The 24,909-nt window shown below is 55.4% G+C and carries 23 protein-coding genes, 1 tRNA gene and 1 pseudogene; 19 read left to right on the plus strand and 6 right to left on the minus strand.

The genetic code is table 11. From position 1 onward, the window contains the following. Positions 1 to 123: 123 nt before the first annotated feature. The 6 genes from ACN0UH_RS07020 to ACN0UH_RS07045 all read left to right on the plus strand — a co-directional run bounded on the left by ACN0UH_RS07020 (position 124) and on the right by ACN0UH_RS07045 (position 6,515). Positions 124 to 1,617, plus strand: a complete 1,494-nt coding sequence (locus ACN0UH_RS07020) for a CoA-acylating methylmalonate-semialdehyde dehydrogenase (RefSeq protein ID WP_417661381.1) — start codon at positions 124 to 126, stop codon at positions 1,615 to 1,617. Between the two features lie 81 nt (positions 1,618 to 1,698). Next, complete coding sequence (locus tag ACN0UH_RS07025) at positions 1,699 to 2,862, plus strand: acyl-CoA dehydrogenase family protein (RefSeq protein ID WP_417661382.1); 1,164 nt, start codon at positions 1,699 to 1,701, stop codon at positions 2,860 to 2,862. A 21-nt stretch (positions 2,863 to 2,883) separates the two neighbouring features. Then, a complete protein-coding gene (locus ACN0UH_RS07030; RefSeq protein WP_417661383.1) occupies positions 2,884 to 3,702 on the plus strand; it encodes an enoyl-CoA hydratase in 819 nt (272 codons plus the stop codon). A gap of 48 nt (positions 3,703 to 3,750) precedes the next feature. Beyond that, positions 3,751 to 4,854 carry an enoyl-CoA hydratase/isomerase family protein gene (locus ACN0UH_RS07035; protein ID WP_417661384.1) on the plus strand — a complete coding sequence of 368 codons (1,104 nt, stop codon included), beginning with the start codon at positions 3,751 to 3,753 and terminating at the stop codon, positions 4,852 to 4,854. Between the two features lie 31 nt (positions 4,855 to 4,885). After that, positions 4,886 to 5,770 (plus strand): 3-hydroxyisobutyrate dehydrogenase, encoded by an 885-nt coding sequence (mmsB, locus tag ACN0UH_RS07040; protein ID WP_417661385.1) that lies wholly within the window; start codon positions 4,886 to 4,888, stop codon positions 5,768 to 5,770. A 106-nt stretch (positions 5,771 to 5,876) separates the two neighbouring features. After that, positions 5,877 to 6,515: a potassium channel family protein gene (locus ACN0UH_RS07045; RefSeq protein WP_417661386.1), complete on the plus strand. Its 639-nt coding sequence runs from the start codon at positions 5,877 to 5,879 to the stop codon at positions 6,513 to 6,515. Here the strand turns inward: ACN0UH_RS07045 and ACN0UH_RS07050 are convergent. Next, a complete protein-coding gene (locus ACN0UH_RS07050; protein WP_417661387.1) occupies positions 6,512 to 6,784 on the minus strand; it encodes a hypothetical protein in 273 nt (90 codons plus the stop codon). The genes ACN0UH_RS07045 and ACN0UH_RS07050 overlap by 4 nt on opposite strands. Before the next feature lie 452 nt (positions 6,785 to 7,236). Here ACN0UH_RS07050 and ACN0UH_RS07055 point away from each other — a divergent pair, with 452 nt between their 5' ends. The 4 genes from ACN0UH_RS07055 (at position 7,237) to ACN0UH_RS07070 (ending at position 9,660) form a co-directional block, all read left to right on the plus strand. Further along, the gene (locus tag ACN0UH_RS07055) at positions 7,237 to 7,467 is read left to right on the plus strand and encodes a cysteine-rich CWC family protein (RefSeq protein WP_417661388.1); all 231 of its coding nucleotides are present in this window, start codon (positions 7,237 to 7,239) and stop codon (positions 7,465 to 7,467) included. A gap of 4 nt (positions 7,468 to 7,471) precedes the next feature. Beyond that, positions 7,472 to 8,164 carry a pseudouridine synthase gene (locus ACN0UH_RS07060; protein WP_417661389.1) on the plus strand — a complete coding sequence of 231 codons (693 nt, stop codon included), beginning with the start codon at positions 7,472 to 7,474 and terminating at the stop codon, positions 8,162 to 8,164. 387 nt (positions 8,165 to 8,551) lie between these two features. Next, entirely contained in the window at positions 8,552 to 9,445 is an 894-nt protein-coding gene (locus ACN0UH_RS07065) for an alpha/beta fold hydrolase (protein WP_417661390.1), read from the plus strand. 141 nt (positions 9,446 to 9,586) lie between these two features. Next, a tRNA-Gly gene (locus ACN0UH_RS07070) sits at positions 9,587 to 9,660 on the plus strand. 67 nt (positions 9,661 to 9,727) lie between these two features. Here the strand turns inward: ACN0UH_RS07070 and ACN0UH_RS07075 are convergent. Continuing rightward, entirely contained in the window at positions 9,728 to 10,774 is a 1,047-nt protein-coding gene (locus tag ACN0UH_RS07075; RefSeq protein WP_417661391.1) for an AraC family transcriptional regulator, read from the minus strand. Positions 10,775 to 10,915: 141 nt separating this feature from the next. On the opposite strand from ACN0UH_RS07075, the gene ACN0UH_RS07080 reads away from it, so the two are divergent. From ACN0UH_RS07080 to ACN0UH_RS07115, 8 genes are all read left to right on the plus strand, one after another. Continuing rightward, on the plus strand, positions 10,916 to 11,812 hold the full coding sequence (locus tag ACN0UH_RS07080) for a TauD/TfdA dioxygenase family protein (protein ID WP_417661392.1): 897 nt from the start codon (positions 10,916 to 10,918) through the stop codon (positions 11,810 to 11,812). A 158-nt stretch (positions 11,813 to 11,970) separates the two neighbouring features. Then, positions 11,971 to 12,528 (plus strand): YdeI/OmpD-associated family protein, encoded by a 558-nt coding sequence (locus tag ACN0UH_RS07085; protein WP_417661393.1) that lies wholly within the window; start codon positions 11,971 to 11,973, stop codon positions 12,526 to 12,528. 165 nt (positions 12,529 to 12,693) lie between these two features. Beyond that, positions 12,694 to 13,713 (plus strand): extracellular solute-binding protein, encoded by a 1,020-nt coding sequence (locus tag ACN0UH_RS07090; RefSeq protein WP_417661394.1) that lies wholly within the window; start codon positions 12,694 to 12,696, stop codon positions 13,711 to 13,713. A 2-nt stretch (positions 13,714 to 13,715) separates the two neighbouring features. Further along, complete coding sequence (locus ACN0UH_RS07095) at positions 13,716 to 15,296, plus strand: ABC transporter permease (protein WP_417661395.1); 1,581 nt, start codon at positions 13,716 to 13,718, stop codon at positions 15,294 to 15,296. Positions 15,297 to 15,409: 113 nt separating this feature from the next. Continuing rightward, positions 15,410 to 15,958 carry an AAA family ATPase gene (locus tag ACN0UH_RS07100; protein ID WP_417661396.1) on the plus strand — a complete coding sequence of 183 codons (549 nt, stop codon included), beginning with the start codon at positions 15,410 to 15,412 and terminating at the stop codon, positions 15,956 to 15,958. Between the two features lie 295 nt (positions 15,959 to 16,253). Next, positions 16,254 to 16,796: a DUF3455 domain-containing protein gene (locus ACN0UH_RS07105; protein WP_417661397.1), complete on the plus strand. Its 543-nt coding sequence runs from the start codon at positions 16,254 to 16,256 to the stop codon at positions 16,794 to 16,796. A gap of 124 nt (positions 16,797 to 16,920) precedes the next feature. Next, a complete protein-coding gene (locus ACN0UH_RS07110; RefSeq protein ID WP_417661398.1) occupies positions 16,921 to 17,469 on the plus strand; it encodes a sigma-70 family RNA polymerase sigma factor in 549 nt (182 codons plus the stop codon). After that, on the plus strand, positions 17,466 to 18,185 hold the full coding sequence (locus ACN0UH_RS07115) for an anti-sigma factor domain-containing protein (protein WP_417661399.1): 720 nt from the start codon (positions 17,466 to 17,468) through the stop codon (positions 18,183 to 18,185). Before ACN0UH_RS07110 ends, ACN0UH_RS07115 begins: the two co-directional genes overlap by 4 nt. A 25-nt stretch (positions 18,186 to 18,210) precedes the next feature. On the opposite strand, the pseudogene ACN0UH_RS07120 reads toward ACN0UH_RS07115, so the two are convergent. From ACN0UH_RS07120 to ACN0UH_RS07135, 4 genes and pseudogenes are all read right to left on the minus strand, one after another. Beyond that, positions 18,211 to 19,498: pseudogene (locus ACN0UH_RS07120) on the minus strand (arsenic transporter). A gap of 523 nt (positions 19,499 to 20,021) precedes the next feature. Continuing rightward, positions 20,022 to 21,401 carry a spinster family MFS transporter gene (locus tag ACN0UH_RS07125; protein ID WP_417661400.1) on the minus strand — a complete coding sequence of 460 codons (1,380 nt, stop codon included), beginning with the start codon at positions 21,399 to 21,401 and terminating at the stop codon, positions 20,022 to 20,024. 165 nt (positions 21,402 to 21,566) lie between these two features. Beyond that, a complete protein-coding gene (gene hemH / locus ACN0UH_RS07130) occupies positions 21,567 to 22,592 on the minus strand; it encodes a ferrochelatase (protein ID WP_417661401.1) in 1,026 nt (341 codons plus the stop codon). 33 nt (positions 22,593 to 22,625) lie between these two features. Then, positions 22,626 to 23,531, minus strand: coding sequence for a TIGR01777 family oxidoreductase (locus ACN0UH_RS07135; RefSeq protein ID WP_417661402.1), 906 nt, complete (start codon positions 23,529 to 23,531; stop codon positions 22,626 to 22,628). Between the two features lie 255 nt (positions 23,532 to 23,786). Between ACN0UH_RS07135 and ACN0UH_RS07140 the strand changes: the two genes are divergently transcribed. Then, positions 23,787 to 24,779 carry an NAD(P)/FAD-dependent oxidoreductase gene (locus ACN0UH_RS07140; RefSeq protein ID WP_417661403.1) on the plus strand — a complete coding sequence of 331 codons (993 nt, stop codon included), beginning with the start codon at positions 23,787 to 23,789 and terminating at the stop codon, positions 24,777 to 24,779. The last annotated feature ends 130 nt before the right edge of the window (positions 24,780 to 24,909 follow it).

The raw sequence follows: 24,909 nt of genomic DNA on the forward strand, positions 1-24,909 counted from the left end.
CTGACAAGATCGTCAATCCACAAGCCTCAACACAAGCGCTATAACAGATGAAAATAACAATCAGCCCCTAAATTAGCTGCTCGAAACTTAGCCGCGAAATCGAGGGCTTCAACGGAGGCAAAAATGTCCAAGACAATTCCCCAGTTGATCGAAGGCGAGTGGCGTCAAAGTCGTACCAGCGAATTTATCGAAGTCACCGACCCAGCAACCCAAGAGGTTCTGGCGCTTGCTCCCAAAGCCACCGCTGAAGAAATCGAAACCGCAATCGCCAGCGCAAAGTCTGCCTTCCTGACCTGGCGTGAAGTGCCGGTGCCAGAACGTGCTCGGGTCATGTTGCGTTACCAGCACTTGCTCAAAGAGCATCACGACGAGCTCGCCGAAATTCTCGCGCAAGAAACCGGCAAGACCTTTGCCGATGCCAAAGGTGACGTCTGGCGCGGTATCGAGGTGGTCGAGCAAGCCGCCAATATATCCAGCCTGATGATGGGCGAAACCGCCGAGAACGTGGCTCGCGATATCGATACCGCGAGCTGGATTCAACCGCTCGGCGTATGTGTGGGGATTACCCCATTCAACTTTCCAGCGATGATTCCGCTGTGGATGTTCCCGCTGGCCATTGCTGCCGGCAACAGCTTTATTCTCAAACCCTCTGAGCAAGACCCGCTGACGCCCAACCGCCTGGCTGAACTGTTTATCGAGGCGGGCGCACCCAAAGGCGTTCTGCAAGTGCTGCACGGTGCTCGCGAAGTGGTCGACAGCCTGCTGACGCACCCTGATGTACGCGCCGTTTCGTTCGTCGGCTCAGTCCCGGTTGGCCAGCATGTGTATCGCACCGGCACCGCGCACCTGAAGCGCGTGCAAGCCTTCGCCGGGGCTAAAAACCACATGGTGATCATGCCTGACGCCAATAAAGATCAGGTCTTGAGCAATTTGCTCGGCGCCAGCTGCGGTGCGGCGGGTCAGCGCTGCATGGCGATCAGCGTGGCGGTGTTTGTTGGCGAGTCGAAACAGTGGATTGATGAATTACGCGCGCAAATGGCCGAACTCAAGCCCGGTTACTGGAATGATGCTTCTGCAGCTTATGGCCCACTGATCAACCAGCAAGCCAAGCAACGGGTCTTGCGGCTGATCGCCGAAGGTAAAGCCGAAGGCGCTGAATGCTTGCTTGATGGCTCGCAATGCCAAGTACAAGGCTATCCAAATGGCAACTGGGTTGGGCCGACGTTGTTCAGCGGTGTAACCCAAAAGATGGCGCTGTACCGTGAAGAAATCTTTGGCCCCGTGCTGGTGTGTATGCAGGTTGATACGCTGGAGGAAGCCATTGAGCTGGTCAACGCAAGTCCATACGGTAATGGCACCTCGATTTTCACCCGCTCCGGCGGCGCGGCGCGACGTTACCAGCATGCAGTTGAAGTGGGTCAAGTCGGGATCAATGTCCCGGTTCCTGTACCGCTGCCGTTCTTCTCGTTTACCGGCTGGAAAGGCTCGTTCTACGGCGATCTGCACGCCTATGGTAAACAAGGTGTGCGCTTTTTCACCGAAACTAAAACGGTTACCAGCCGCTGGTTTGATGAAGACTCAGTGGCCAGCCACAACATGACAATCCAACTGAAATAATGCGCAATGGTGAGTACCCTGTGCCCGGCACGTACTCACCCGGTTTCAACGCCTGTTTCACTGCGGCGAAAAGGACGAGCTATGGATTTTGACTTAAGCGATGAACAGCGTTTGCTGGTCGCCAGCGCACAAGCATTTGCACGCAAGGAGCTGGCCCCGTTTGCAGCCGATTGGGACCGTGATCACCACTTTCCGATCGATGTTATCCGCCGCGCGGCAGAGCAAGGCTTTCTCGGGTTGTACATTGATGAAGACAACGGCGGGCTAGGCCTGTCGCGGTTATCATCGGCGCTGATATTTGAACAGTTAGCCGCAGGCTGCGTCGCCACCACCGCTTTTATCAGCATCCACAACATGGCGACATGGATGCTCGCCTCGTTCGCAGAACAAGCGTTGAAAGACACATGGCTGCCGGGCTTGATCAGCGGTGAACTGTTAGCTTCATATTGCTTGACCGAGCCCGATGCAGGCTCTGACGCCGCCAACTTACGAACTCGTGCCAGGCTCGACGGCGACGCCTATGTGCTTGATGGCAGCAAATGCTTTATCTCCGGCGCCGGTGCGACCGAAGTACTTATCGTCATGGCCCGCACCGGTGCAGAAGGCGCCAAAGGCATCTCATGCTTTTTGGTCCCGGCTGATACCGACGGCATCACTTACGGGCGCAACGAACTGAAAATGGGCTGGTGCGCACAACCGACTCGAACCATCACCTTTGCCAATGTACGCATCCCCGTAGGCAACCGCATCGGTCCCGAAGGTCAGGGCTTTGTCTATGCAATGAAAGGCCTTGATGGCGGGCGCATAAACATTGCCAGTTGCTCGCTCGGTGCCGCACAGGCGGCGCTCGAACACACGTTGCGTTATGTTGAAGAACGCAAGCAATTTGGCCAGCAGTTAAGCGACTTTCAGTCCGTGCAATTCAAGTTGGCAGACATGCTTACCGACCTCACCGCCAGCCGGCAAATGGTGCGCATGGCCGCCTACAAACTGGATAGCCAGCACGGCGAAGCAAGCCTCTACTGCGCGATGGCCAAGCGCTTTGCTACCGATCATTGTTTCACCCTGTGTAACGAGGCGCTGCAAATCCACGGCGGCTATGGTTATCTAAACGACTACCCGTTGGAGCGCTGGGTGCGCGACAGCCGCGTGCATCAAATACTCGAAGGCACCAATGAAATCATGCGGGTCATCATCGCCCGCCGACTTTTGCAGCAAGATGGCATGCTTGATCAACTGCTGTAAGACGAGTAAGGAGGAGTTTTTATGACAACCGCAATAGAACCCTACAACCCAAGCGCCTTTGACCTGACCCACAAGCTCACGGTCGAAAAGCACGCTCACACTGCCTTGATCACCATCAACCATCAGCCCGCCAACACCTGGGATCGCGAATCCCTGATTGGCTTGAAGCAACTGGTTGAACACCTTAATCGTGACGACGATATCTACGCATTGGTGATCACCGGCCAAGGCGGCAAGTTCTTCTCTGCTGGCGCCGATCTCAAGTTGTTTGCCGATGGTGACAAAGCCCGAGCCCGTGAAATGGCGCGTTTATTTGGTCAGGCCTTTGAAGCCTTGCGTGACTTTCGTGGCGTCTCGATTGCAGCTATCAACGGCTTTGCCATGGGTGGCGGCCTTGAGTGTGCGCTGGCCTGCGACATCCGTATCGCTGAAGAACAAGCGTTCATGGCGCTGCCAGAAGCGACTGTTGGCTTGCTGCCCTGCGCGGGCGGCACTCAGGCGCTGCCTTGGCTGATTGGTGAAGGCTGGGCCAAACGCATGATTCTCTGCGGTGAGCGGGTTGATGCCAATACGGCGCTGCGCATCGGCCTTATCGAGCAAGTGGTCGAGACCGGTGAAGCACGCAACCACGCCCTGCTTTTGGCATCCAAGGTCGCGCGCCAAAGCCCGGTAGCCGTGCGCACCATCAAACCCTTGCTGCAGGGCGCGCGCGAACGCAATCCAAATAGCTGGCTACCTGAGGAACGCGAGCGTTTTGTCGACCTGTTCGATGCTGACGACACCCGCGAAGGCGTTAATGCATTCCTCGAGAAACGTGAGCCGCAGTGGCGTAATCGTTAAGCAGTCACTGGAAACGGACTCAGCCCTGAAGACCAGAATGGATAACCGATGAACGTAACTTTTGAAGAGTTTCCCAGCCTGCACGGTTTTAGTATTGGCGTGGCAACCCTTGATGCAGAAAAGAGCCTGAATGCGCTGACTCTGCCAATGATTGAAGCGCTCGACAGCAAATTGGCCACCTGGGCGGACGACCCGAAAATCGCCTGCGTCATGCTGCGCGGCAATGGTCCCAAAGCCTTTTGCGCCGGTGGCGATGTGGTGCAACTGGTCGAGGAGTGTCGCGCTCATCCCAACGAAGTGCCTCCTTTGGCACGGCGCTTTTTCGCCGATGAATACCGTCTCGATCACCGTATTCACACCTTCCCCAAGCCCTTTATCTGCTGGGCGCACGGCCATGTTCTGGGCGGCGGCATGGGCCTGATGCAAGGCGCAAGCACGCGCATCGTAACGCCCTCGAGTCGCTTGGGCATGCCTGAAATCAACATCGGTTTGTACCCAGACGTTGGCGGCAGTTGGTTCCTGGCGAGAATGCCAGGTGCACTGGGTTTGTTTCTGGGTTTGACCGCCAGCAGCATGAATGCACGCGATGCTCTGGACCTTGATTTGGCTGATCGCTTTCTACTCGACAGCCAGCAGGACGCATTACTTGACGGTTTGATCCAACTCAACTGGCAAATCCAGCCAGAAACGCAATTGCACAGCCTGCTCAAAGCCCTTGAACAGCAAGCCATTGCGGAAATTCCCGAGGCGCAGTGGCTACAGCGCCGCTCACGCATCGACCAATTGCTCGACCATGCCGATTTGCCAAGTGCCTACAACGCATTGGCCGCCTTGCAAAACGATGACGACAAGTTGCTTGCCCGTGCAGCCAAAACTCTGGCTGGCGGTTGCCCACTGACGGCGTATTTGGTCTGGGAGCAAATTACCCGCGCCAAACACTTGTCACTGGCAGATGTGTTTCGCATGGAATACGCCATGAGTTTGAACTGCTGCCGCCACCCGGAATTTCCCGAAGGTGTGCGCGCCCGTCTGATCGACAAAGATCAAGCACCGAAATGGCACTGGCCAGATATCGCTAGCATCAGCGAAGAAACCATCGCTGCGCACTTTGAACCCGTCTGGCAGGGCGAACACCCTCTGGCCGACCTCTAGAAGCCGTATTTAACAGATAAGGAAAATAACAATGACAACTATCGCCTTTATCGGTCTCGGCAATATGGGCCTGCCAATGGCCCGCAACCTGCTCCGCGCAGGACACTCCTTGCACGTCTTCGACTTGGTTGAAGCCTCGGTTGCAGAGCTTGCAAAAGAAGGTGCTACAGCTGGCAAAAACGCCCACGACGCCGTGCAGGGCGCAGAAGTTGTCGTAAGCATGTTGCCCGCCAGTCGTCACGTTGAGGGCTTGTATCTGGGCCAGTCAGGTTTATTGGCCAGCCTGCCGTCCGGCACCTTGGTTCTGGAGTGTTCAACCATCGCCCCGGAGGCTGCACGCAGGGTGCACCAAGCCGCGGCTGAGCGTGATATCTACATGCTTGATGCGCCGGTTTCAGGCGGAACAGCAGGTGCGGCGGCGGGCACGCTGACCTTTATGATTGGTGGTCAAGCGAAGTACGTTGAACAAGCACGGCCTATCTTCGAGTTGATGGGTAAAAATATTTTCCATGCGGGTCCCGACGGCGCCGGTCAAGTGGCCAAGGTGTGCAACAACCAAGTGCTGGCAGTACAGATGATTGCCACAGCAGAAGCGATGGCCATGGGCGTTGCCAACGGACTTGACCCGACGGTACTGGCCGAAGTCATGCGTCAAAGCTCAGGCGGCAACTGGACCCTGGAGAAATATAACCCCTGGCCTGGAGTCATGGAAAATGCCCCGGCAAGCAAAGGTTACAGCGGCGGCTTTATGGCTGAATTGATGGCCAAAGACCTCGGCCTTGCTCAAGAAACCGCGCAGCACTTTGGCAATAGTGCACCAATGGGCGCTCTGGCTTTGCAGCTCTACCGCATGCTGCTCAAACAGGGCAAAGGCAAACAGGACTTCTCTGTAATACAGCAGCTGTTTATCGATTAACCCCATCCAGACGAGCTCTGTAATTGGCCAGCAGAGCTCGCCAATAAATATCCTTATATACTGTATGACTAATCTGGCTCAGTCAGCCTTTCATAGGGATATTTCAGTGATCAATGCTTTCTTGCTGCGCTACCGGTTTCGCCTGTTGTTTATCAGTAGCGTCTTGCTCACCGGCGTCAGCGGTTGGCCCGCGCCAAGTTTAGCCTTGAAGTGGACAGCCTTTTCCCTGCTGGTGCTATCCGCCATGAACACCCTGCGCCACAAAGGCGTACTGCTGAGGCTCGCGCTGGCCTTGGGCATCGTCAACCTGAGCTTGTTTCTCCTTGAAAAGTACATCGTTATGCCCGGCCCGCTCAGTGATGGCTTTGGCTTGATCGCCTTTTACATGCTGGTTGTATATGCACTCTTCAACCGAGTCATTCACCAACGCCCGGTCACTCAGGAACTGCTCTACGGCCTGACCGCCCTGTATCTGCAACTGGCGCTGGCCTTCGCCGCTGCATTCCACGTCATTAACGGTTTTGTGCCCAATGCGTTCTGGAGCGAGCACGGCCCCTTGGAACGGCATGATTTCGTTTACTACAGCCTGGTCACCCTGACCACCGTTGGTTACGGGGACATACATGCATTAGCCCCCGGAGCGCGCCTGCTGGCCGGTGCGGAGGCCTTCGCTGGGGTGATGTTTATTGCCGTTGCAGTGGCCCGCACATTAACCCTGATGAGCGATAACGACCCAGTCGACTAGGCACTTTTGAGCTTAGCGGTAAGTGGTTCGGCTTCGCTGTTGACGACGTTTGTCATCGTTTCGCGCTTGACTTGATTGCTGCCTAGAGCGGTAATCATGCTGCCCGCGCCCCTGCTGATGCTGGCTTCGCTGGTGACCCTGATGATTATCGCCTTGCGCTTGAGAATAGCGGCCTTGCTGGCCTCGGCCTTGATGCTGTCTATTTTTCTGCCGACGGTCATCGTGATAGCGCTGATCACGCGACGGTGAGTGCCGTGGTGCAGGCGCATAACTGCGCTGTTGGTAATAACGAGTCGAGCTGCGATAACCATAACGCGGCTGCACATAAACTCGCGGCGCCGAGTAACGAGGCTGCACGTACACCGGTTGCGCCCGATAATAGCCGCCTGCGTAGGGATTGCCATGATGATAGCGAGCATTACCGTAACCATAACTGTCGTCATAAACGGCGCAGCCACTCATGGACAAACCTAGCAATAACGCACAAACCGATTTAATCGACATACCGACCTCAACAACTGCACGATCATACGAACCAAACTGAAGACGCACTGTGCGCTTCCAGATAAGACAACTTGGCTTTAATTTAAGTGCCGTGTGCCCTTAATAAACGTTTTGGTCTATGCGCTCGAACGAAAACAAAACCTGGCTGGATCTAATGCAGCTAATGGGCTTTATACTGCTGCAATCTTGCCAACTCACTAGATATTGATACCCAGCCATGAACAACTCAGCGAGCACTTGTCCTCTGTGTGGTCAGCTCAACCAATGCGCGCAAGCAGGTGTGACTGCGCCGGTTGCAAGCTGCTGGTGCTTTGCCGAAAAGATCTCGCCTGAAATACTGAAAAAAATTCCGGCGGGCATTGATCGCAGCTGTATTTGTCCGCGTTGCGCTAAAGGTTTGGCAACCCCCGAGGACAACAATCCAACGCCCCCAACCGCCCATATGTAAGCCAATGCGTCTCGACCGAATACTCAGCAATCTGCCGAACCTGAACCGTCAGAATGTGCGTCAGTTTATTGCCAGTGGCCGCGTGCAGGTTGATGGCGTGTGCTGCCGCGATTCGCGCTGCGAGATCACGGTATTTAATCGAGTAGAGCTGGATGAGCAAGTCGTCCAGGCAGGCAAACCCACGCGCTACTTCATGCTAAACAAGCCAATTGGTGTAGTCAGTGCGACTGAGCATCCAGACCATCAGACCGTTATTGACCTGCTTGATGAACCGGACAAGCACGAGCTGCATCTGGCGGGCCGTCTCGACCTCAACACCAGCGGCTTACTGCTGATAACCAACGACGGACAATGGTCGCGCCGCGTGACGCAACCGCTCAGCAAACAAGCCAAGGTTTATTGGGTGTCGACTGAGCAGCCGATCGAGGCGCACTACACAGACACCTTTGCTGAAGGTATGTACTTCAAATATGAAGACCTCACCACCCTGCCCTCCAAGCTCGAAATCGTTGCCACCTACAATGCACGGCTATGGTTGCATGAGGGCCGGTATCATCAGGTGAAGCGTATGTTCGGCCACTTTCAGAACAAAGTCATCGGCCTGCACCGCGAGCGCGTTGGCGCGATAACGCTCGACCCACAACTCACACCCGGTCAATACCGTGCACTCACAGCCGATGAAATCGCCAGCGTTTAATCCGCCGCTGGGAGCAGCAATTTAGCAGCCACCGATAAACGGCAAGCAATCGCTCAAATAAATGCTTGTCAGCACCCCAGGTGACTGCTTAAATCCAATCACAAGGTGAAAAGTGACTGGACAGTCACAAACACCATCTAAGCGCTCTTTTGGTTTCTTGCGCTCTGCGCAAATTGGGTTCCTGCCTGGTTACAAGACTCCCTCCTCAGCATTCAGTGTTGTGGGGCGGCAGCTCTATTTCAGCCCTTACCGATTGACAAAAAATCCAATAAAAAACCTACGCCTGACATGTCTTTGTCACGTCCAGGCGTTTACCTATTGCCCTGCTCTAGTTCGGTTTACGCAACTGCGTAAGCCATGGTTTGGATTGCGCCAAGAGGAAACGACATGAAGCCAATTACAGCTGTCGTCGATATTCACAGGACGTTCAAGGTACACACGGAGTTCCATGCCAATCCAATGGCCCGCAAGACCATCATTCTGGTCAACGGCTCACTGGCAACCACCTCCTCATTCGCGCAAACGATTAAGTACTTGCAGCCACAGTTCAACGTGGTGCTCTACGACCAGCCCTATGCCGGGCAATCGAAAGCGCATAACAGCAACCACCAGCCGATCAGCAAAGAAGATGAGGCCAACGTACTGCTTGAGCTCATTGAACACTTTGAAGCCAACTACCTGATGTCGTTTTCATGGGGTGGGGTCGCCGCAATGCTGGCGCTGGCCAAACGCCCTGAGCGTATCGAGAAAGCGGTGATCAGCTCCTTCTCGCCGTTGCTCAACGAGCCGATGCTCGACTATTTGGAAAAAGGCCTGATTTACCTCAAAGCAGTTGATCGCGACAGCGTCAGCCACTTGGTCAATGACACTATCGGTAAGCATTTACCGTCACTGTTCAAGCGCTACAACTACCGCCACATCAGCCGTCTGGACGAGCACGAATACCTGCAAATGCACGCGCACATCAACCAGGTCGTGCGCATGGAAGCGCACTGCCAGATGGAGTACTTGGCACGCATCAACGTTCCGCTGCTGTTCGTCAACGGTGAGAAAGATGAATACACCACCGGGCAAGACGTGCGCGTGTTTGCTGACTACCTCGAAGACTGCCAGTTCGCGACCATCGAAGGTGCCGGGCACTTCCTCGACATGGAACACAAAAGCGCCTGTCAGCAGAGCGAGGCCGTACTACTGAGCTTCCTGCAACACAAACACACTACGCAGCGCAGCAATAGCTACCACGCGCAGCCCGCAGAAATTTCGCACGCCATCGCGGTTTAGCGCATGAAAGCGTGGGAGCAAGGCAGCCCCTGAAAAGCGAAAACAGCGTTTTTCAGGGGCTGCTTGTCGGTGAACAAAACAAATAGCGATCGCTGCCGCTTCAATTTCGCGCGAACATCTGGTACAAAGTCACCCGCAAATGCGGGTATAGTTTAGTGGTAGAACGAAAGCTTCCCAAGCTTTAGATGAGGGTTCGATTCCCTCTACCCGCTCCAGACACATTGCAACGAGGCCTCGTCATCGACGGGGCCTCGTTGTTTCTGAGGCTTGGGAATCCGCCTGCTAGAGAAGCTGGCGACCTTGCTCCGCCAGCTGTCGCGCCTGGCGCTTCCACTGTCCAGGCGCGTAGCCCGTCCAGCGGCTGAATGCGCGGGAGAAACTGGCCGCTTCGGCGTAGCCCAGACGCTGAGCGATGTCGTTGATATCTAGCCGTGAGTCACTGAGCAGGCGCTCGGCCAGACGCTGTTTGATCTGTTCGTTGAGCTGCTGAAAGGAATGACCTTCACTCGCCAAGCGGCGATGCAAGGTACGCTCGGACAGCCCAAGGCGCTCGGCCACCGCACGGCTGCTGAGCAAGCTGGCCGAATCACGAATCAATACCTGCTGCACCAGACGTGCGGTCATGGCCTTGGCCAGACTGTGCGAAATTTCCAGGCACAGGCGCTCGCACAGTTGCTCACCCTCGCTGTGGGCGCTGATGTGTGCCTGCGGTAGCTTGAATTGCAGATCAGCGTGGGAAAACAGAATGCCATTGCGCGTAGCGGCAAAGTGCAGCGGGTGAGGAAAGTCGCGCTGCAGGCTACTCAGGTCTGCTGGCGCGTTGGTCATCATCTCCACCGCCAGCGGCGTAATGGGCCGCTGCAGCAGTTCGCTGGCCACGCCCAGACAGCCAGACAAGCCTCGTTCGATTACAAAGGCGCGGGCATCCTGTGGCAGCACGCTGGCATCAAACAGCAACCACATACCGCGCCGATCTGGCTCTGTGTATGCCGGACACAAGGTCAACGCCAACAACTGAAAACGGCTGAAGGTGGCAAAGGCCTCGCCAAGTGTACGACTGGCAAGCATGGTGAAGCCCAGCAGGCCCAAGGAGGTTAAGTGATAGCGCTGTCCTGCAACAAACCCCAATCCCGGCCGACCAGCATGCTCGATCAGGTTGCGGATAACCGCCAGCTCCTGCCAGGCTTCGATCTGAGCGTTACGCTGCTGCAGCGTCGCGCTGCTGATGGCGCTGCCGATCAAGCACGTGGGAGCGTCTACGCCGACTGTTTGAGCGGTTTCCAATAGGTAGCGTACGCCGGTAAGCGGGCGACTCTGACGCCAATCCATCAAGTAAATCCGTGCATCAGGCGGTTCTCCAAACCTTTATCGCCATGGCAGTAATTATCATTTTTTGGCAGCTTTTATCATGGCCGAGCCTAGCATTCGCCCTGCATTCTGTAAGCATTCCAATAACAATGAGTGTGAGCCATGAGTGAATTCATTTACACCCTGCCCAGTCATAACCGCGCCGCCAACTACCAGCACTTTCGCGCAACCCCGAGCACCGGAGCCATTGGCGCAGATATTGAAGAACTCAACCTGACCAGCCTGAGCGACGAAGGCTTCGCCGAACTGCGTCAGGCCCTGCTTGCGCATAAGGTCGTTTTTATCCGCGACCAAGCCCTTAGCGTGAGTGACCTGGAGCGCGTCACCCAGCACTTCGGCGAGTTCGGTCGTGAGCCCTATGTAACCTGCATGGATGACCATCCGCATGTGGTGCACGTGGTCAAGGAAGCGACCGAGAAAACACCCTTCGTGTTCGGCGGTGCCTGGCATACCGACTGGACCTTTCAAGAGCGTCCGCCCGCATTCACCTTGCTTTACGGCCATGACATCCCGCCCTACGGCGGCGATACCTGCTACGCCAATCTGGCGCTGGCCTACGAATGGTTATCGCCGGGGATGAAGAAACTACTCACCAACCTCGATGCAGTGCACAGCCCGGAAATGGCTTATGGAGTCAATGCCCGGCACAAGGCCCTGCTGGAAAACATGGCCATCCGTTACGGCAGCGATACATCGAGTGAAGTACGCAGCCACCCGCTGATAATCAAGCATCCAGAAACCGGGCAGAAGGTGCTGTTTATCAACCCGGCTTACACCACAGGCATCAAGGGCCTGCGCCCGGACGAAGCGCGACCGCTGCTCGATTACCTGTTCAAACTGGCGACCACCGAGGCCTTTACCTGTCGTATGCGCTGGCGTCAGGGCACCTTGGCGATCTGGGACAACCGCAGCACCTGGCATATGCCGGTGGCCGACTACCACGGCATGCGCCGCGAAATGTTCCGAACCACAGTGGTCGGTGAAGAGCCAAGCCGCTGATCTCCTGCAATCAAGCATCAACCTGCGGCGGCTGCTCTGGCTCGGAGCAGTCATTTGCCGAACTGACGCTTCCGATCTATAACTGTTCGGGTTAGAAATACGGGGGAAGTTAAACTCGGATCGGACCCTATTATCTTTGTTACACAGCAGCTCAACCAATGACGCAAAAAAGCTCAAGATCACAATTCGATGCACAGTTATTGCGCCCTGCAGAACCAGGTGACGGCAACGCATGGGCATTTGTGATTCTGCCCAAAGCTGCAAGCGACAAACTGCCTAGACGTGGCCGGGTAACGGTAGAGGGCCAGATCAACGGCCAATACTTCCAGGCGCTACTTGAGCCCGATGGGAAAAAAAGCCACTGGCTGAAAATCGATGAACAACTGCTAAAACAGGTTGGTGCAAGTATTGGCGATGTTGTTGCATTTGACCTGTCTGCTGCTGATCAAGAACCTGAGCCACAACTCCCTCCAGAGCTGAATAAGGCCTTGCAAGCCTCACCCGAGGCGCAGGCCACTTGGCAAGACACCACCACAATCGCCCGTCTTGACTGGATCCATTGGATTACATCTGCCAAACAGGCAAAGACGCGCACCAAGCGGATCATTGATGCCTGCGACATGTTGTCATCGGGCAAGAAAAGAGTCTGTTGTTTTGATCCTTCGGGCTACTACAGCAAGGCATTCAGCGCACCGCGTGCTGCCGATCAGGATTAACAGCCGCCGCTCCCCCGCACACTCACTCGACGTATCGAGACGATCCTTTCATTCAAAGGACTGGGCTGTGCCTATCTCTAGCCGCGCGTCGAGAGTTTTTGAGAATCATCATCAATTGGCCTGTATAATCCTTCGGTAACTTTTTGTGTCAAAGGAAAGAGGCTTATGTCCGTACATCGAGTAACCGGGTTGGCGCGTGTAATCGGCGCCGGGGTTCTGTCCATCGGCATGCTGTTCGCCAGTGGCGTGTACGCCGATGATCCGGTAACCCTGACGCTCTATAACGGCCAGCATGAAGCCACTGGCAAAGCCGTGGCCAAGGCGTTCGAGGAAAAGACTGGAATTAAGGTCCTGATCCGCAAAGGCGGGGGCGGCCAACTGGCAAACCAGATCGCCGAAGAAGGCGAGCGCTCCCCGGCGGACATCATTTACACCGAAGAGGCACCGCCGCTAATCAAGCTTGGCAGCCAAGGCCTCTTGGCCAAGGTGGACCCAAGTACGCTGAAGCAGATTGATCCAAAGTTCTCCGACGACAACGGCAACTGGCTTGGCATCACCTCGCGGGTACGCGTGCTGGCCTACAACCCGGACCTGATCACCGAAGCAGAACTGCCAAGCAGTGTGCTGGAAGTGGCCGACCCTGAGTGGGCCGGCAAGATCGCCTTTGTCCCCAGCAGCGGTGAATTTCTTGGCCAGACCGCCGCGGTCATCAGCATCAATGGTCGTGAGGCCGCTGAAGAGTGGCTGACCGGCCTCAAGGCGTTCGGCTCCACCTACACCAACAACGTCGTCGCCATGAAGGCGGTGGAGAATGGAGAAATAGGTGCTGCCTTGGTCAACAGCTATTACTGGACCGCGCTGAAGAAAGAAAAAGGCGAGCTCAAGTCCAAGCTGCATTACTTCGCCGATGGCGATGCGGGCGGTCTGTCCAGTGTTTCTGGTGCGGCAGTCATCAAGGCCAGCAAGCACCCGAAAGAAGCCCAGGCGTTCCTGGCGTTCATGATCAGTGATGAAGGGCAAAAAGCCATTTTGAGCAAATCCGCCGAGTACCCAGTCAACCCCAATGTACAGGCTGACCCGCTGCTCAAGCCATACGACCAACTCAAGCCACCAGCGATCACCGCGGCGCAAATAGGCCTGGCTGAAGATGCTCTCGACTTGCAACGCGAAGTCGGAATGAACTGATCATGCAACCCCAAGCGGTCACTCCCGACCTGCCGTTACCAACGACAGGCCAAACCACTCGGCGGCGCAAGTCGCCGCCGATCTGGCTGCAACTTCCAGTACTGGCTTTGCTGCTGGTGGCGGCCCTGCCACTGTTCTTCGTTATCGCCCGCGCCGCAGAAACCGGTTTTGCTGAAGCTTTTGCGCTGCTCTGGCGACCGTTCGTGTTCGGCTTGCTGGCCAATACCATGAAGCTGATGGTATTGGTGACCATTGGCTGCGCGGTAATCGGGCTGGGGCTGGCTTGGTTGGTCGAACGCAGTGACCTGCGCTGGCGCCGGCACTGGAACGTGTTGCTGTGCCTGCCGTTCGCCATTCCATCATTTGTCAGTGGCTTTACCTGGGTATCGATGAGCCCCATGTTCGAGGGGTTGGGCGGTACTGTATTGGTGATGGTGCTGTCGAAGTACCCACTGATTTACCTGCCCGTGGTGGCGACTCTGCGCAGTCTCGATCCAGCCCTGGAAGAGTCTGCACGCATGCTCGGGCTCAACCGTCGCCAAGTATTCCGGCAGGTCACGCTACCGCTGCTGCGCCCAGTGCTGATGGCCACCAGCTTGCTGGTTGCGATACACATGCTGGTTGAGTTCGGCGCACCGTCGATCATGCGTTATCAAACCTTCACCACCGCTATCTATCAACAGTTCGAGTTGGAATTTAATGGCAACAACGCGGCCATGCTTTCTGCACTACTGCTAGCGCTGTGCATGATACTTCTGTGGGGCGAGTTTCGCCTGCGCGGTCGTGGTTATGCACGCACCGGTCAAGGTGTCGCCCGCAGCGCGGCGCCGGTGCGCCTGGGCCGTTGGCAGGTGCCAGCGCAGTTGATGCTGCTGGTGTTGGTCATTATCGGTTGTGGCACACCGCTGACCATGTTGGCTTTTTGGATAATCGAGGGCAGTTCGGCCAGCTTTCCGGTCGCCGAGATTGTGCAAACACTCTGGGCGTCGCTGTCCTACTCCTTCGGCGGTGCCTTGCTAAGTTGCCTGCTGGCGTTGCCGGTGTGCCTGGTGGTGGTGCGCTACTACGGGCGCATGGCTACACTCGCGGATCGACTGCCCTACTTGCTCCACGCATTGCCGGGGCTGGTGATCGCTTTATCCTTTGTGTTCTTTGCCCTTGGCTACATGCCGGTGCTGTACCAAACCAGTATCCTGCTGCTGATTGCCTATGCGCTGTTGTTTATGCCGATGGCTCAAGGGCCGATTCGCGTGGCACTGGAAAAAGCCTCGCCACAACTGGAAGAAGCTGCACGCACGCTGGGACATACGCCCATTGCGACCTTTCTCCGAGTGACCCTGCCGATCATCTCGCCAGCCATTGGCGCTGGCTTCGTACTGGTTTTTCTCGATTGCATGAAGGAGCTGACGGCAACCTTGATCCTCGGCCCAACTGGCCTGGAAACCTTGGCGACCAAGGTCTGGTCTCATACCGGCAACCTGGAATACGCCGGTGCAGCCCCTTATGCGGCGCTGATCGTACTGGTGTCTGGTCTGCCGGTTTATCTGCTGACCACAAGGGCTTATCGCCACAAAGCACGTTGAAGCCAAGGGGCTTGGCCACCAGCTAGCCCCCTGGATTTTCCACGCACCACAAGCAGGTCCTTTGCTGAACTCAGCCCCTTCCCGACCCAAGGCTCATTCACGGAGCTCGACAGTTGCATAATTTTATCCTTTTCACCGGCGGCCCCGGCTCAGGAAAAACCGCCGTTATTGAGCAGATGAAAGCCCTTGGCCACAGATGCAAGGACGAAGTTGGTCGGAGGGTGATTCGTCAGCAGCAAGCGCACGGAGGAGATGCTCTGCCGTGGAAAAATAAAACAGCGTTCAGGGATGAAATGGTCCGCGCTGAAATAACCAGCTACAACCAGCAACCAAACCTTGGCGAACCGGTGTTTTTCGACCGAGGCATTATCGATTGCCTCGGCTACTCGCTCCTTGAGCAGCTTGAGCTGCCTGCAGCCTTGTTAAGCCTGGCCACATCGATGGTCTACAGCCGCAATGTGTTTATCTTCCCGCCGTGGAAAGCTATCTACGAAAATGACGCTGAGCGCAAACAAAGCTTTACCCAAGCGGTGCAAACCTACAACGCAATGGTCGATGTTTATCTGCAGTTCGGCTACGAACTGATTGAAGTCCCGTTGCTAACCGTCAGTGAGCGAACAGGCTTCATCCTAGACAAGCTCAGCTCGAATTCGCAGTCATGACTGCAGGCGTTCGCCAAACCTTCAGGAACTAGCGAACCGGGAGCCAGACGATCAATACCGCAATACCAACCACTGCTGCAGCCAACCCAAAACTGACTGATTGCTTCTGAACATTCCCAGCGCGATCGGCAACCTTCCGGATGGCTCATAATCCTTCATACACATCTCCACTTATCGCCAGCGCCCGCCCTTTCAAAAAATAATTCTCCTGCACTGCATCCAATTGTCTTTCTGCCGGGTAGTACTAGTAGCAGCCCACTAAATGCTGCTCCTTTTGCCTTATGGAGAGACTCGCATGAACGCTAAAAAAACTTTCAGCCTTGCCAGTGCTACCCTCGCAGCGGCCTGTATTTTTGCCACTGTACCTGCGGCCTATGCGCAGATGGATTTACCCGACAGCATCAAGGTGCCTGACGGCAACAAAGTTGCAATGGAAACTGTCGGTGTAGGCGAAATCACTTATGAATGCCGCGACAAAGCTGATGCCAAAGGCCAGACCGAATGGGTGTTTGTCGGTCCCAAGGCTGCCCTGAATGATCGCAGTGGCAAACAGGTTGGCGAGTATTTTGGTCCACCAGCGACCTGGCAGGCTAAAGACGGTTCGAAAGTCACCGGCACCCAGTTGGCAGTGGCGCCTGCTGGCGACGGCAACATTCCTTACCAGTTAGTCAAAGCCAATCCGGCTGAAGGCAAAGGGGCGATGAGCGGCGTGAGCTACATCCAGCGTGTCGCAATCAAAGGTGGCGTAGCCCCTGCCAAAGCGTGCACAGCCGAGACAAAAGGCAGCAAGGAGATCGTGAAATATCAAGCAGACTATATTTTCTGGACTGCTAGCTAAGAACTCCGCTAATAGTGATCTGGTCAGGTTACGCATTTTGCAAAGTCGTCTAATCTGATCAGATCAAACCCCAGCCCGTGCGACTGGGGTATTTACTAATTAATGGCGTCTGAAGCTATTGTCCTTGCCTGAACCCACCTTTGATTATGAAGCCTGTTTAGCTCGTTGCGCCCAAGGCGATCAACAGGCTTTACGCATTTTGTACGATCAGGAAAGCGCGCGCCTGCTGGGCGTGGCCAAGCGTATTGTCGGCGATAATGCGCTGGCTGAAGACATCGTGCATGACGCATTTATCAAAATCTGGGCGCGAGCCAAAAGCTATGACTCATCGAGAGGTTCCGCCCGTGGCTGGATCTTCAGCGTGACGCGCCATCTGGCACTTAATTTCATCCGCGACAATGCCAACCATGCCATCGCCGGTGAACTCAACGATGAATCACTGGCAGATCAGGCATCGCCTGGCATTGCTGACACATTTGAGTATCGCGCACGTTCGGGGCGAATTTATACCTGCCTTGAACAACTGGAACCTGCACGGCGCAATTGCATCCTGCATGCCTATGTTGACGGCTACTCACATGCGCAAATCGCCCAGAAACTAGGCACGCCGCTGGGCACCGTCAAAGCCTGGATCAAACGCAGCCTGCTGGCGTTGCGGGAGTGCATGGGATGAGCAAGGTAACTGGCAGCAACAGCCCAGAAAATATCGACGAACTGGCAAGCGAATATGTGCTCGGCACCTTGTCGACACAGCAGCGCAATGAGGTACGCAAGCGCATGGCTACAGAGCCTGCGTTGCGTGCAGCGGTCGATGACTGGGAAAGACGCTTACTGGATCTGACCGAGCAAGCTGATGCACAAACGCCCTCGCCTTTTCTGTGGCGGCGTGTGCAGCGCAGCATTAACTCAAGCCAGCAGCAGGGTTCATCAACAGCTGCCACATCTTGGTGGAATCTGTTGCCGCTGTGGCGCAGCCTTGCCGCCAGCGGTATCGCCGCAACATTGGTGCTGGCTGCTGTCTTGCTGCTACGCAGTGCACCACTCAATGAAACAGCTTATCTGGTGGTGCTGGTGGCTCCGCAAGATAAAGCCCCAGGCTGGGTTATCCAAACCAGTAACCGACAGGAAATCCAGTTGATACCGCTGGGCGTTGCCGAGGTGCCGCGCGACAAGGCGCTTGAGTTCTGGACCAAAGGCGAGGATTGGCAAGCCCCGGTTTCCTTGGGCTTGGTCAAGCCTGGGCAAAAGCTGTCAATCTCGCTCGACGAGCTACCGCCACTGGCGCCCAACCAGCTGTTTGAGCTGACCCTGGAAAATCCAAACGGCTCAGCCACGGGTAAACCAACAGGCCCGATACAGTTCATTGGCCGTGCAGTGAAGGTGATATAAGCAGCTTTTACGCTGCGCCCCGCGCTCAAATACTCAAGCGTATGGCCAAGGCGCTGAGGGTGATAAGCAAAATTGGCACTGTCAGTACGATGCCGGTCTTGAAGTAGTAACCCCAGCCAATCGTCATGTTCTTGCGCGCCAGAACATGCAACCACAACAGTGTGGCAAGGCTGCCGATTGGGGTGATCTTTGGCCCAAGGTCACAGCCAATGATATTGGCATAGATCATTGCTTGCTCAGTCACCCCGCTGACATCGGCGGCATGGATGGATAAGGCCCCCACCAGCACGGTCGGCAGATTATTCATCAGCGACGACAACAATGCAGTCAGTATTCCCGTCCCCAAAGTTGCGCCCCACACGCCGTAATCAGCAAAAACATTGAGCAATTGCGCGATATGGTCAGTCAGCCCGGCGTTCTTCAGCCCGTAAACGACCAGATACATGCCCAGGGAAAACACCACAATTTGCCACGGCGCTTCCTTGAGCACTTTACGGGTTTAGATCACATGCCCGCGCGCGGCAATCAGATAAAGTACAAAGGCCGCCACAGCGGCGATCGCACTGATCGGCACGCCCAGTGGCTCAAGTACAAACAGGCCAATCAGCAGCAGCACCAGCACCCACCAGCCGGCCGGCAATAAAGGTCGCCCGGTCACGAATCGCCTCAACAGGAGGCTTGATATCTGCGAGGTTGTAGCTCGCCGGTAAATCCTTGCGGAAAAACCACATCAACATGCCCAGCGTGGCCGCGATACTGACCATATTGACCGGCACCATCACCGAGGCATACTCGCTGAAACTGATACCGAAATAATCAGCGGTAACGATATTCACCAGGTTCGATATCACCAACGGCAAGCTGGCGGTATCGGCAATAAAGCCAGCTCCCATTACGAATGCCAGAGTTGCCGCCGCTGAAAACCGCAGCGCCAGGAGCATGGCAATAACAATCGGCGTGAGGATCAGCGCCGCACCATCATTGGCAAATAGCGCAGAAACCACAGCGCCCAACAAAATAATAAAGGCATAGAGCCGGCGACTACTGCCCCCTCCCCACTTGGCCACATGCAGCGCCGCCCACTCGAAAAGCCCCGCTTCATCAAGCAATAAACTGATGATGATTATCGCGATAAACGCTCCGGTGGCGTTCCACACAATCTGCCAAACAGTCGGGATATCACCAAAACCAATCACCCCGAAGATCAATGCCAAGACGGCTCCAAAGCTGGCACTCCAGCCGACACCAAGCCCCTTCGGCTGCCAGATAACCAAGGTGATGGTAATGATGAATATCGACAGCGCGATCAGCATGCAGGTCACTCAATTAAAGAAGGATTTATCAGTCGCACATCGACTGGCTGGGTGGACGACTGTTTATTACAAGCATGCAGTATCTATCGCTCTCAGGCCCTTGCTGATTAGCCTCAACAACCTTTGAATTAAGCCAAACCGAGAGCTCAGGATGAAGACTGTTGCCTAAGCAGAGCAAGCAGCAGTGGCAGCGGGTGCAACTGCTGCGCAGCATTTAGCTTCGGCAACAAGTCATAGGTTATGCGCAGCCCAGGTATTCAAACAGCGCTGTGCCTGTGCATCGGCTACGCAAGAATGCGGCGTTCTTCTTATAGGAAAAAGCGAATATATAGAAAACCAATATTCGGTAAAACCGGTATTTGCACCGGCTTGGCTGACTGCGAGACGCAATCAGCTGCCAATTGAAGATCAAGGCGATCTTTCAGCCGATTTCGCATCAAGGTTGGTTGCTGGCGGACAACGGCAAATGTTCTGATCAAAAAGCGCATGCAGCATTGCCTGCTGCATGCGCAAGCCGATATCCCTACGAACGGTTAGGCGCTGCACCAGTCACCACTTCAGCAGGTGTTGGCTCAGGCGTTTCCGCTGACCAACCACGGACTCGTTCTATGCTTTCGCGGTAAGGCTTGAGCCCTTTGCTAAGCAGAATGATCGAAGTGCTAACCGCCAACAAGGTGACAATCAGCAGCGAATAACGCAGCGCGTTATCGTCGGCGAATACGTAATCAGTCACCAGCGCTACAGCAGTCGGGCCGATCCCCAAACCGAGCAAGGTAATGACAAACAGATAAATTGCCGAGGCCTGTCCACGCATCGAGTTGGGCATGATTTCCTGAATAGCAGCCGGTGCCACGCCAAATGGCATGCTCAGGCAAAACACCGTTGGCGCCATCAAGACCGAAGCCCAAAAGGCACTTTCCATCAACGGGAAACCCAGCACAAAGGGCACAGAACCAATCGCCGCATACAAGCCCACGCGCATATTGGCATCGGTACGGCCACGCTTGGTCATCCAGTCAGCCAAGCGCCCGCCAAAGACGATGCCCAAACAACCAAATACCGCAACGATACTGCCGTAGACGATACCGACGTGACTGGCATCCCAACCATAAGTACGAATGTAGAACGTTGGCACCCACGCCGCGCTGCCATAACCGGCGAAAGCTAAACCTGCGAAACCAAAGTTGTGGCACAGCACCGTGCGCCGATTTTTCCGAATGTAGCTGGCAACTTGTGACAGCGGCACCACAACACCGGCCCCAGCACCACGACGCGCGGGCTCTTTAACTGCCAGCATCAATAAAGTAAAGAGCACACCTGCAGCACCAAGAACGATGAATATCAGCTGCCAAGGGCGAACTTCACCCAGCACCGGCAACACCACATCGCCCTGCGCTGAGGCGAACTTGATAACCAGACCACCCAGCAAAAATGCCAAGCCCGAGCCTAGGTAAACCCCCATCGAGTAAACGCTGATCGCGGTTGCGCGACGCTCCTGCGGGAAACTGTCAGCAATCAACGAATAGGCGGCAGGTGAAAGCGCCGCCTCGCCAACGCCGACACCAATTCTGCACAGTAAAAACTGCCAGTAAAGACGCGCCATCCCACACGCGGCGGTAGCTGCACTCCAAAACAGAACACCAAAGGCAATCAGCCCGCGACGACTTTTGCTGTCCGCCAAGCGGCCAAGCGGAATGCCGCACACCGTGTAGAACAAGGCGAATGACAACCCCATCAACAGGCTCATTTCGGTATCGGAAATCGCCAGGTCGCGACGGATGGGACCAACCAGCAAGTTAAGGATCTGCCGGTCAATAAATGACAACACATAGGCAATCATCAAAATACTGACGGTGGTCCAGGCGCGAATATTGGAGGGGTAGCCATTGTTGTTATTGGGCATGGGCAGTTTCCTCGGCAGCGCAAATGCAGCGCGCGACGGTTTAAAGTACTGCCAGCTTAGGCGGATATGCCGCCTGGTGAGTATCGCCCAGAGGAGTTATTGATGGTATGAATGTCATCCTTTGGAGTGAGCGTCCAGCACAGGTCGCTCACTGCCAAGTGGTGATTACAGGCTTACCGGCGCCCGCTCGCAGAGCACATTAAGGGCCTCAACCCAGCTTGGGTGATCATTCAGGCATGGCACCAGTTGCAGGGTTTCACCACCCGCCTCTTGAAACTGCTCCAAGCCACGATCACCAATCTCTTCAAGCGTTTCGATACAGTCAGCAACAAACGCTGGGCACATCACCAGCAAGTTTTTAACCCCTTGCTTGGCCAGTTCCTCAAGCCGTGCCTCGGTGTAGGGCTCAATCCACTTGGCCCGGCCAAGACGCGACTGAAACGACACAGACCACTGCTCTGGCTGCAAACCCATTTTCTCGGCGAATGCCTGTGCGCTGCGCATACATTGCGCTCGATAACAGGTGGCCAGCACCTCAGGCGACGCCGTTTGGCAGCAGTCTGCGTTCTTCAAGCAGTGCTTCCCACTCGGGTCACGTTTATGCAAGTGCCGCTCTGGCAAACCGTGGAAGCTCAGAAGTAAATGGTCAAAGCCCTTCTCCAGATACGGCTTGGCACTGTCGACCAGAGCCGAAATATATTCTGGCTGATCATAAAAAGGCTGCAAAATCGACAATTGCACCTCTGACTTACACGCCCGCAGAACCCGACGCGCTTCTTCGATCACCGTGGTCGTAGTGCTATCGGCAAACTGTGGGTACAGCGGTGCCAGGGTAATTTTTTTAACGCCTTGGGCAATCAGCTTGTTTAGCTGCGACTCAATCGACGGCTCACCGTAACGCATCGCCAACTCGACCGGCCCATGGCTCCATTTGCTCTGCATTGCCTGTTGCAAGCGCTTGCCGAGCACCACAAGTGGCGAGCCTTCTTCCCACCAGATAGAGGCATAGGCGTGCGCGGACTGCTGCGGACGCTTGATCAGAATCAACGAAACCAACAGGCGCCGGACCGGCCACGGCAAATCAATAACATAGGGGTCCATCAAAAACTGATTAAGGTAACTGCGCACATCGGCAACTTTTGTTGAGGCTGGCGAGCCCAGATTAACCAGAAGTAAAGCGTGATCGGTCATGCAAGTTCCTAGTGATGCCCTGTGCAGCAGGGCTCAGTCAGTCGGGTTCAATAAATCCGTCAATGCGACGTCCAAATGCGTGAAGCGAAACTCAAAACCGAGGTCTGTCAGGCGGTCAGGCAGCGCACGTTGGCCACCCAACAGCAAGGTCGACATTTCTCCCAGACCTGCGCGTAATAAAAAACCGGGGACAGGCAACAACGTAAAGCGGTTTACCGCATGCCCCAACTCATTGGCAAACTCACGGTTGCGTACCGGATGCGGCGAGCACGCATTATAAGGACCACTGGCCTGCGGATGCTGTAAGAGAAAATCAATCAAGGCGATTTGATCGCTCAAATGCACCCACGGCATCCATTGGCGACCGCTGCCAATACGCCCGCCCAGACCTAGCTTGAACGGCAACAGCAAGCGTTTCAACATGCCGCCATGTGTCGCCAGCACCAATCCAGTGCGCACCAGCACCACACGAATGTCTAGCGCCTGCGCTTGCAGTGCTGCGCCCTCCCAATCAGCACAGAGCCGTGCGGCAAAATCATCGCTTTGCTGGGGTGATTGTTCTGTAAGTGCTTGATCACCACCGTCGCCGTACCAACCGACAGCAGAGCCGGAGATCAGCACAGCAGGCTTTTGCTCACGTTGCTTTAACCATGAGACTAATTGTTCGGTCAGGGCAATCCGGCTTTCACGCAACAAGGCTTTGCGTGCAGCGCTCCAAGGCTTATCGGCAATAGGGGCGCCAGCCAGATTAATCACGGCATCAATAGGCTCATCGTTAAGTTCTTCGAGCCTGGCAACGCCTCGAACAGAATCACCGCACAGACCTGCAACCTGCTCAGGACGACGGCTCCAGACACTCAATTGATGGCTTTGTGCAGCCCAGTGATGGCACAAGCCTTGGCCAATCAAACCAGTGCCGCCAGTCAGCAAAATATGCATGGCATCTTCCTCGCATGTTCCTCGCGTGAGGTAATTAAGCGCAGTTTCTGCGGTCTATTTTTGACATAGAGCACGGCATCTTATTAACAATGACTAAGCTGAATAAAACGCCGAAATACGGCCGCGCAAGAGGTGGCGGTGACACTTTAACTATAGATGAGTCACATCTATAGTCGCGTAATCTTATACATAAAAATGGCTTTGTATAGATTTCACCCGCAGCTAAGCCTAACGTTCTAGAACATGAGGCAGACCATGAATTCAAGCATTCCCATCGCGATCATTGGCACAGGAATCGCCGGATTATCCGCCGCTCAAGCCCTGCAAAGCGCCGGGCATAGCGTTCAGCTCTTTGATAAAAGTCGTGGCAGCGGTGGCCGTATGGCCAGCAAGCGCAGCGACGCCGGCGCCCTTGATCTCGGTGCCCAATACTTCACCGCGCGTGACCGGCGTTTTGTTGAGGTTGTACAGCAATGGCAGGCACGCGGCTGGGTCAGCCAGTGGCAGCCCAATCTGTATAACTATCAAGATGGCGCTTTGTGTGCGTCGCCCGATGAGCAGGTACGCTGGGTTGGCTCGCCGCGGATGAGCGCAATTACCCGCGCCATGCTCGGTGCATTACCGGTCCATTTCAGTTGCCGTATAACTGAGGTTTTTCGTGGTGAACAGCACTGGAGCCTGCAAGATGCCGAGGGCCAAAGTCATGGCCCATTCAGCCATGTAATCATCGCTCTGCCTGCACCGCAAGCCAGTACTTTATTGGCTGCAGCACCCAAACTTGCCGGGGCAGCGGCTAGCGTTTCGATGGACCCCACCTGGGCTGTCGCCCTGTCATTCGCAACCCCGCTAGATACCCGCGTAGAAGGCTGCTTTGTACAGGACAGTGCACTGGACTGGTTGGCTCGCAGCACCAGCAAACCTGGGCGTGAAAGCGCACACGACACCTGGATATTGCACGCAACAAGCCAATGGAGTCGTCAACATATCGATCTGCCCAAGGAACAGGTTATCGAACACCTGCATGGGGCTTTCGCCGAGTTAATTGGCTGTGCTGTCCCGGCCCCTGCGTTATCCCTCGCCCACCGCTGGTTATATGCACGCCCTTCGGCCCCGCACCAATTGGGCGCATTGGCCGATGCAGACTTGGGCCTGTACGCCTGTGGTGACTGGTGCTTATCGGGCCGAGTTGAAGGCGCGTGGTTGAGCGGCCAGGAGGCTGCCCGCAAACTGCTCGAACACATGCAATAAACATAAGTTTTAAAAACTGTTCAGCGCATCAATCCGCAAAAACTGCTGCTGCCGCAATGACAGCAGCCCCACCCAATCGTGAAAAGCACATGATGGTCACAGTGCCTGACGATGAAGTTCATATCCTGCA

Source organism: Pseudomonas sp. (genome assembly GCF_048265905.1).
Taxonomy (GTDB): Bacteria; Pseudomonadota; Gammaproteobacteria; order Pseudomonadales; family Pseudomonadaceae; genus Aquipseudomonas.

What these genes read in the sequence shown, in the direction of transcription:
- ACN0UH_RS07025 (WP_417661382.1), top strand. Translation starts at nt 1,699, where the DNA reads ATGGATTTTGACTTAAGCGATGAACAGCGTTTGCTGGTCGCCAGCGCA.
- ACN0UH_RS07105 (WP_417661397.1), top strand. Translation starts at nt 16,254, where the DNA reads ATGAACGCTAAAAAAACTTTCAGCCTTGCCAGTGCTACCCTCGCAGCG.
- ACN0UH_RS07075 (WP_417661391.1), bottom strand. Translation starts at nt 10,774, where the DNA reads ATGGATTGGCGTCAGAGTCGCCCGCTTACCGGCGTACGCTACCTATTG.
- ACN0UH_RS07060 (WP_417661389.1), top strand. Translation starts at nt 7,472, where the DNA reads ATGCGTCTCGACCGAATACTCAGCAATCTGCCGAACCTGAACCGTCAG.
- ACN0UH_RS07055 (WP_417661388.1), top strand. Translation starts at nt 7,237, where the DNA reads ATGAACAACTCAGCGAGCACTTGTCCTCTGTGTGGTCAGCTCAACCAA.
- ACN0UH_RS07125 (WP_417661400.1), bottom strand. Translation starts at nt 21,401, where the DNA reads ATGCCCAATAACAACAATGGCTACCCCTCCAATATTCGCGCCTGGACC.
- ACN0UH_RS07095 (WP_417661395.1), top strand. Translation starts at nt 13,716, where the DNA reads ATGCAACCCCAAGCGGTCACTCCCGACCTGCCGTTACCAACGACAGGC.
- ACN0UH_RS07115 (WP_417661399.1), top strand. Translation starts at nt 17,466, where the DNA reads ATGAGCAAGGTAACTGGCAGCAACAGCCCAGAAAATATCGACGAACTG.
- ACN0UH_RS07035 (WP_417661384.1), top strand. Translation starts at nt 3,751, where the DNA reads ATGAACGTAACTTTTGAAGAGTTTCCCAGCCTGCACGGTTTTAGTATT.
- ACN0UH_RS07085 (WP_417661393.1), top strand. Translation starts at nt 11,971, where the DNA reads ATGACGCAAAAAAGCTCAAGATCACAATTCGATGCACAGTTATTGCGC.
- ACN0UH_RS07135 (WP_417661402.1), bottom strand. Translation starts at nt 23,531, where the DNA reads ATGCATATTTTGCTGACTGGCGGCACTGGTTTGATTGGCCAAGGCTTG.
- mmsB (WP_417661385.1), top strand. Translation starts at nt 4,886, where the DNA reads ATGACAACTATCGCCTTTATCGGTCTCGGCAATATGGGCCTGCCAATG.
- ACN0UH_RS07050 (WP_417661387.1), bottom strand. Translation starts at nt 6,784, where the DNA reads ATGCGCCTGCACCACGGCACTCACCGTCGCGTGATCAGCGCTATCACG.
- ACN0UH_RS07030 (WP_417661383.1), top strand. Translation starts at nt 2,884, where the DNA reads ATGACAACCGCAATAGAACCCTACAACCCAAGCGCCTTTGACCTGACC.
- ACN0UH_RS07080 (WP_417661392.1), top strand. Translation starts at nt 10,916, where the DNA reads ATGAGTGAATTCATTTACACCCTGCCCAGTCATAACCGCGCCGCCAAC.
- ACN0UH_RS07065 (WP_417661390.1), top strand. Translation starts at nt 8,552, where the DNA reads ATGAAGCCAATTACAGCTGTCGTCGATATTCACAGGACGTTCAAGGTA.
- ACN0UH_RS07020 (WP_417661381.1), top strand. Translation starts at nt 124, where the DNA reads ATGTCCAAGACAATTCCCCAGTTGATCGAAGGCGAGTGGCGTCAAAGT.
- ACN0UH_RS07140 (WP_417661403.1), top strand. Translation starts at nt 23,787, where the DNA reads ATGAATTCAAGCATTCCCATCGCGATCATTGGCACAGGAATCGCCGGA.
- hemH (WP_417661401.1), bottom strand. Translation starts at nt 22,592, where the DNA reads ATGACCGATCACGCTTTACTTCTGGTTAATCTGGGCTCGCCAGCCTCA.
- ACN0UH_RS07090 (WP_417661394.1), top strand. Translation starts at nt 12,694, where the DNA reads ATGTCCGTACATCGAGTAACCGGGTTGGCGCGTGTAATCGGCGCCGGG.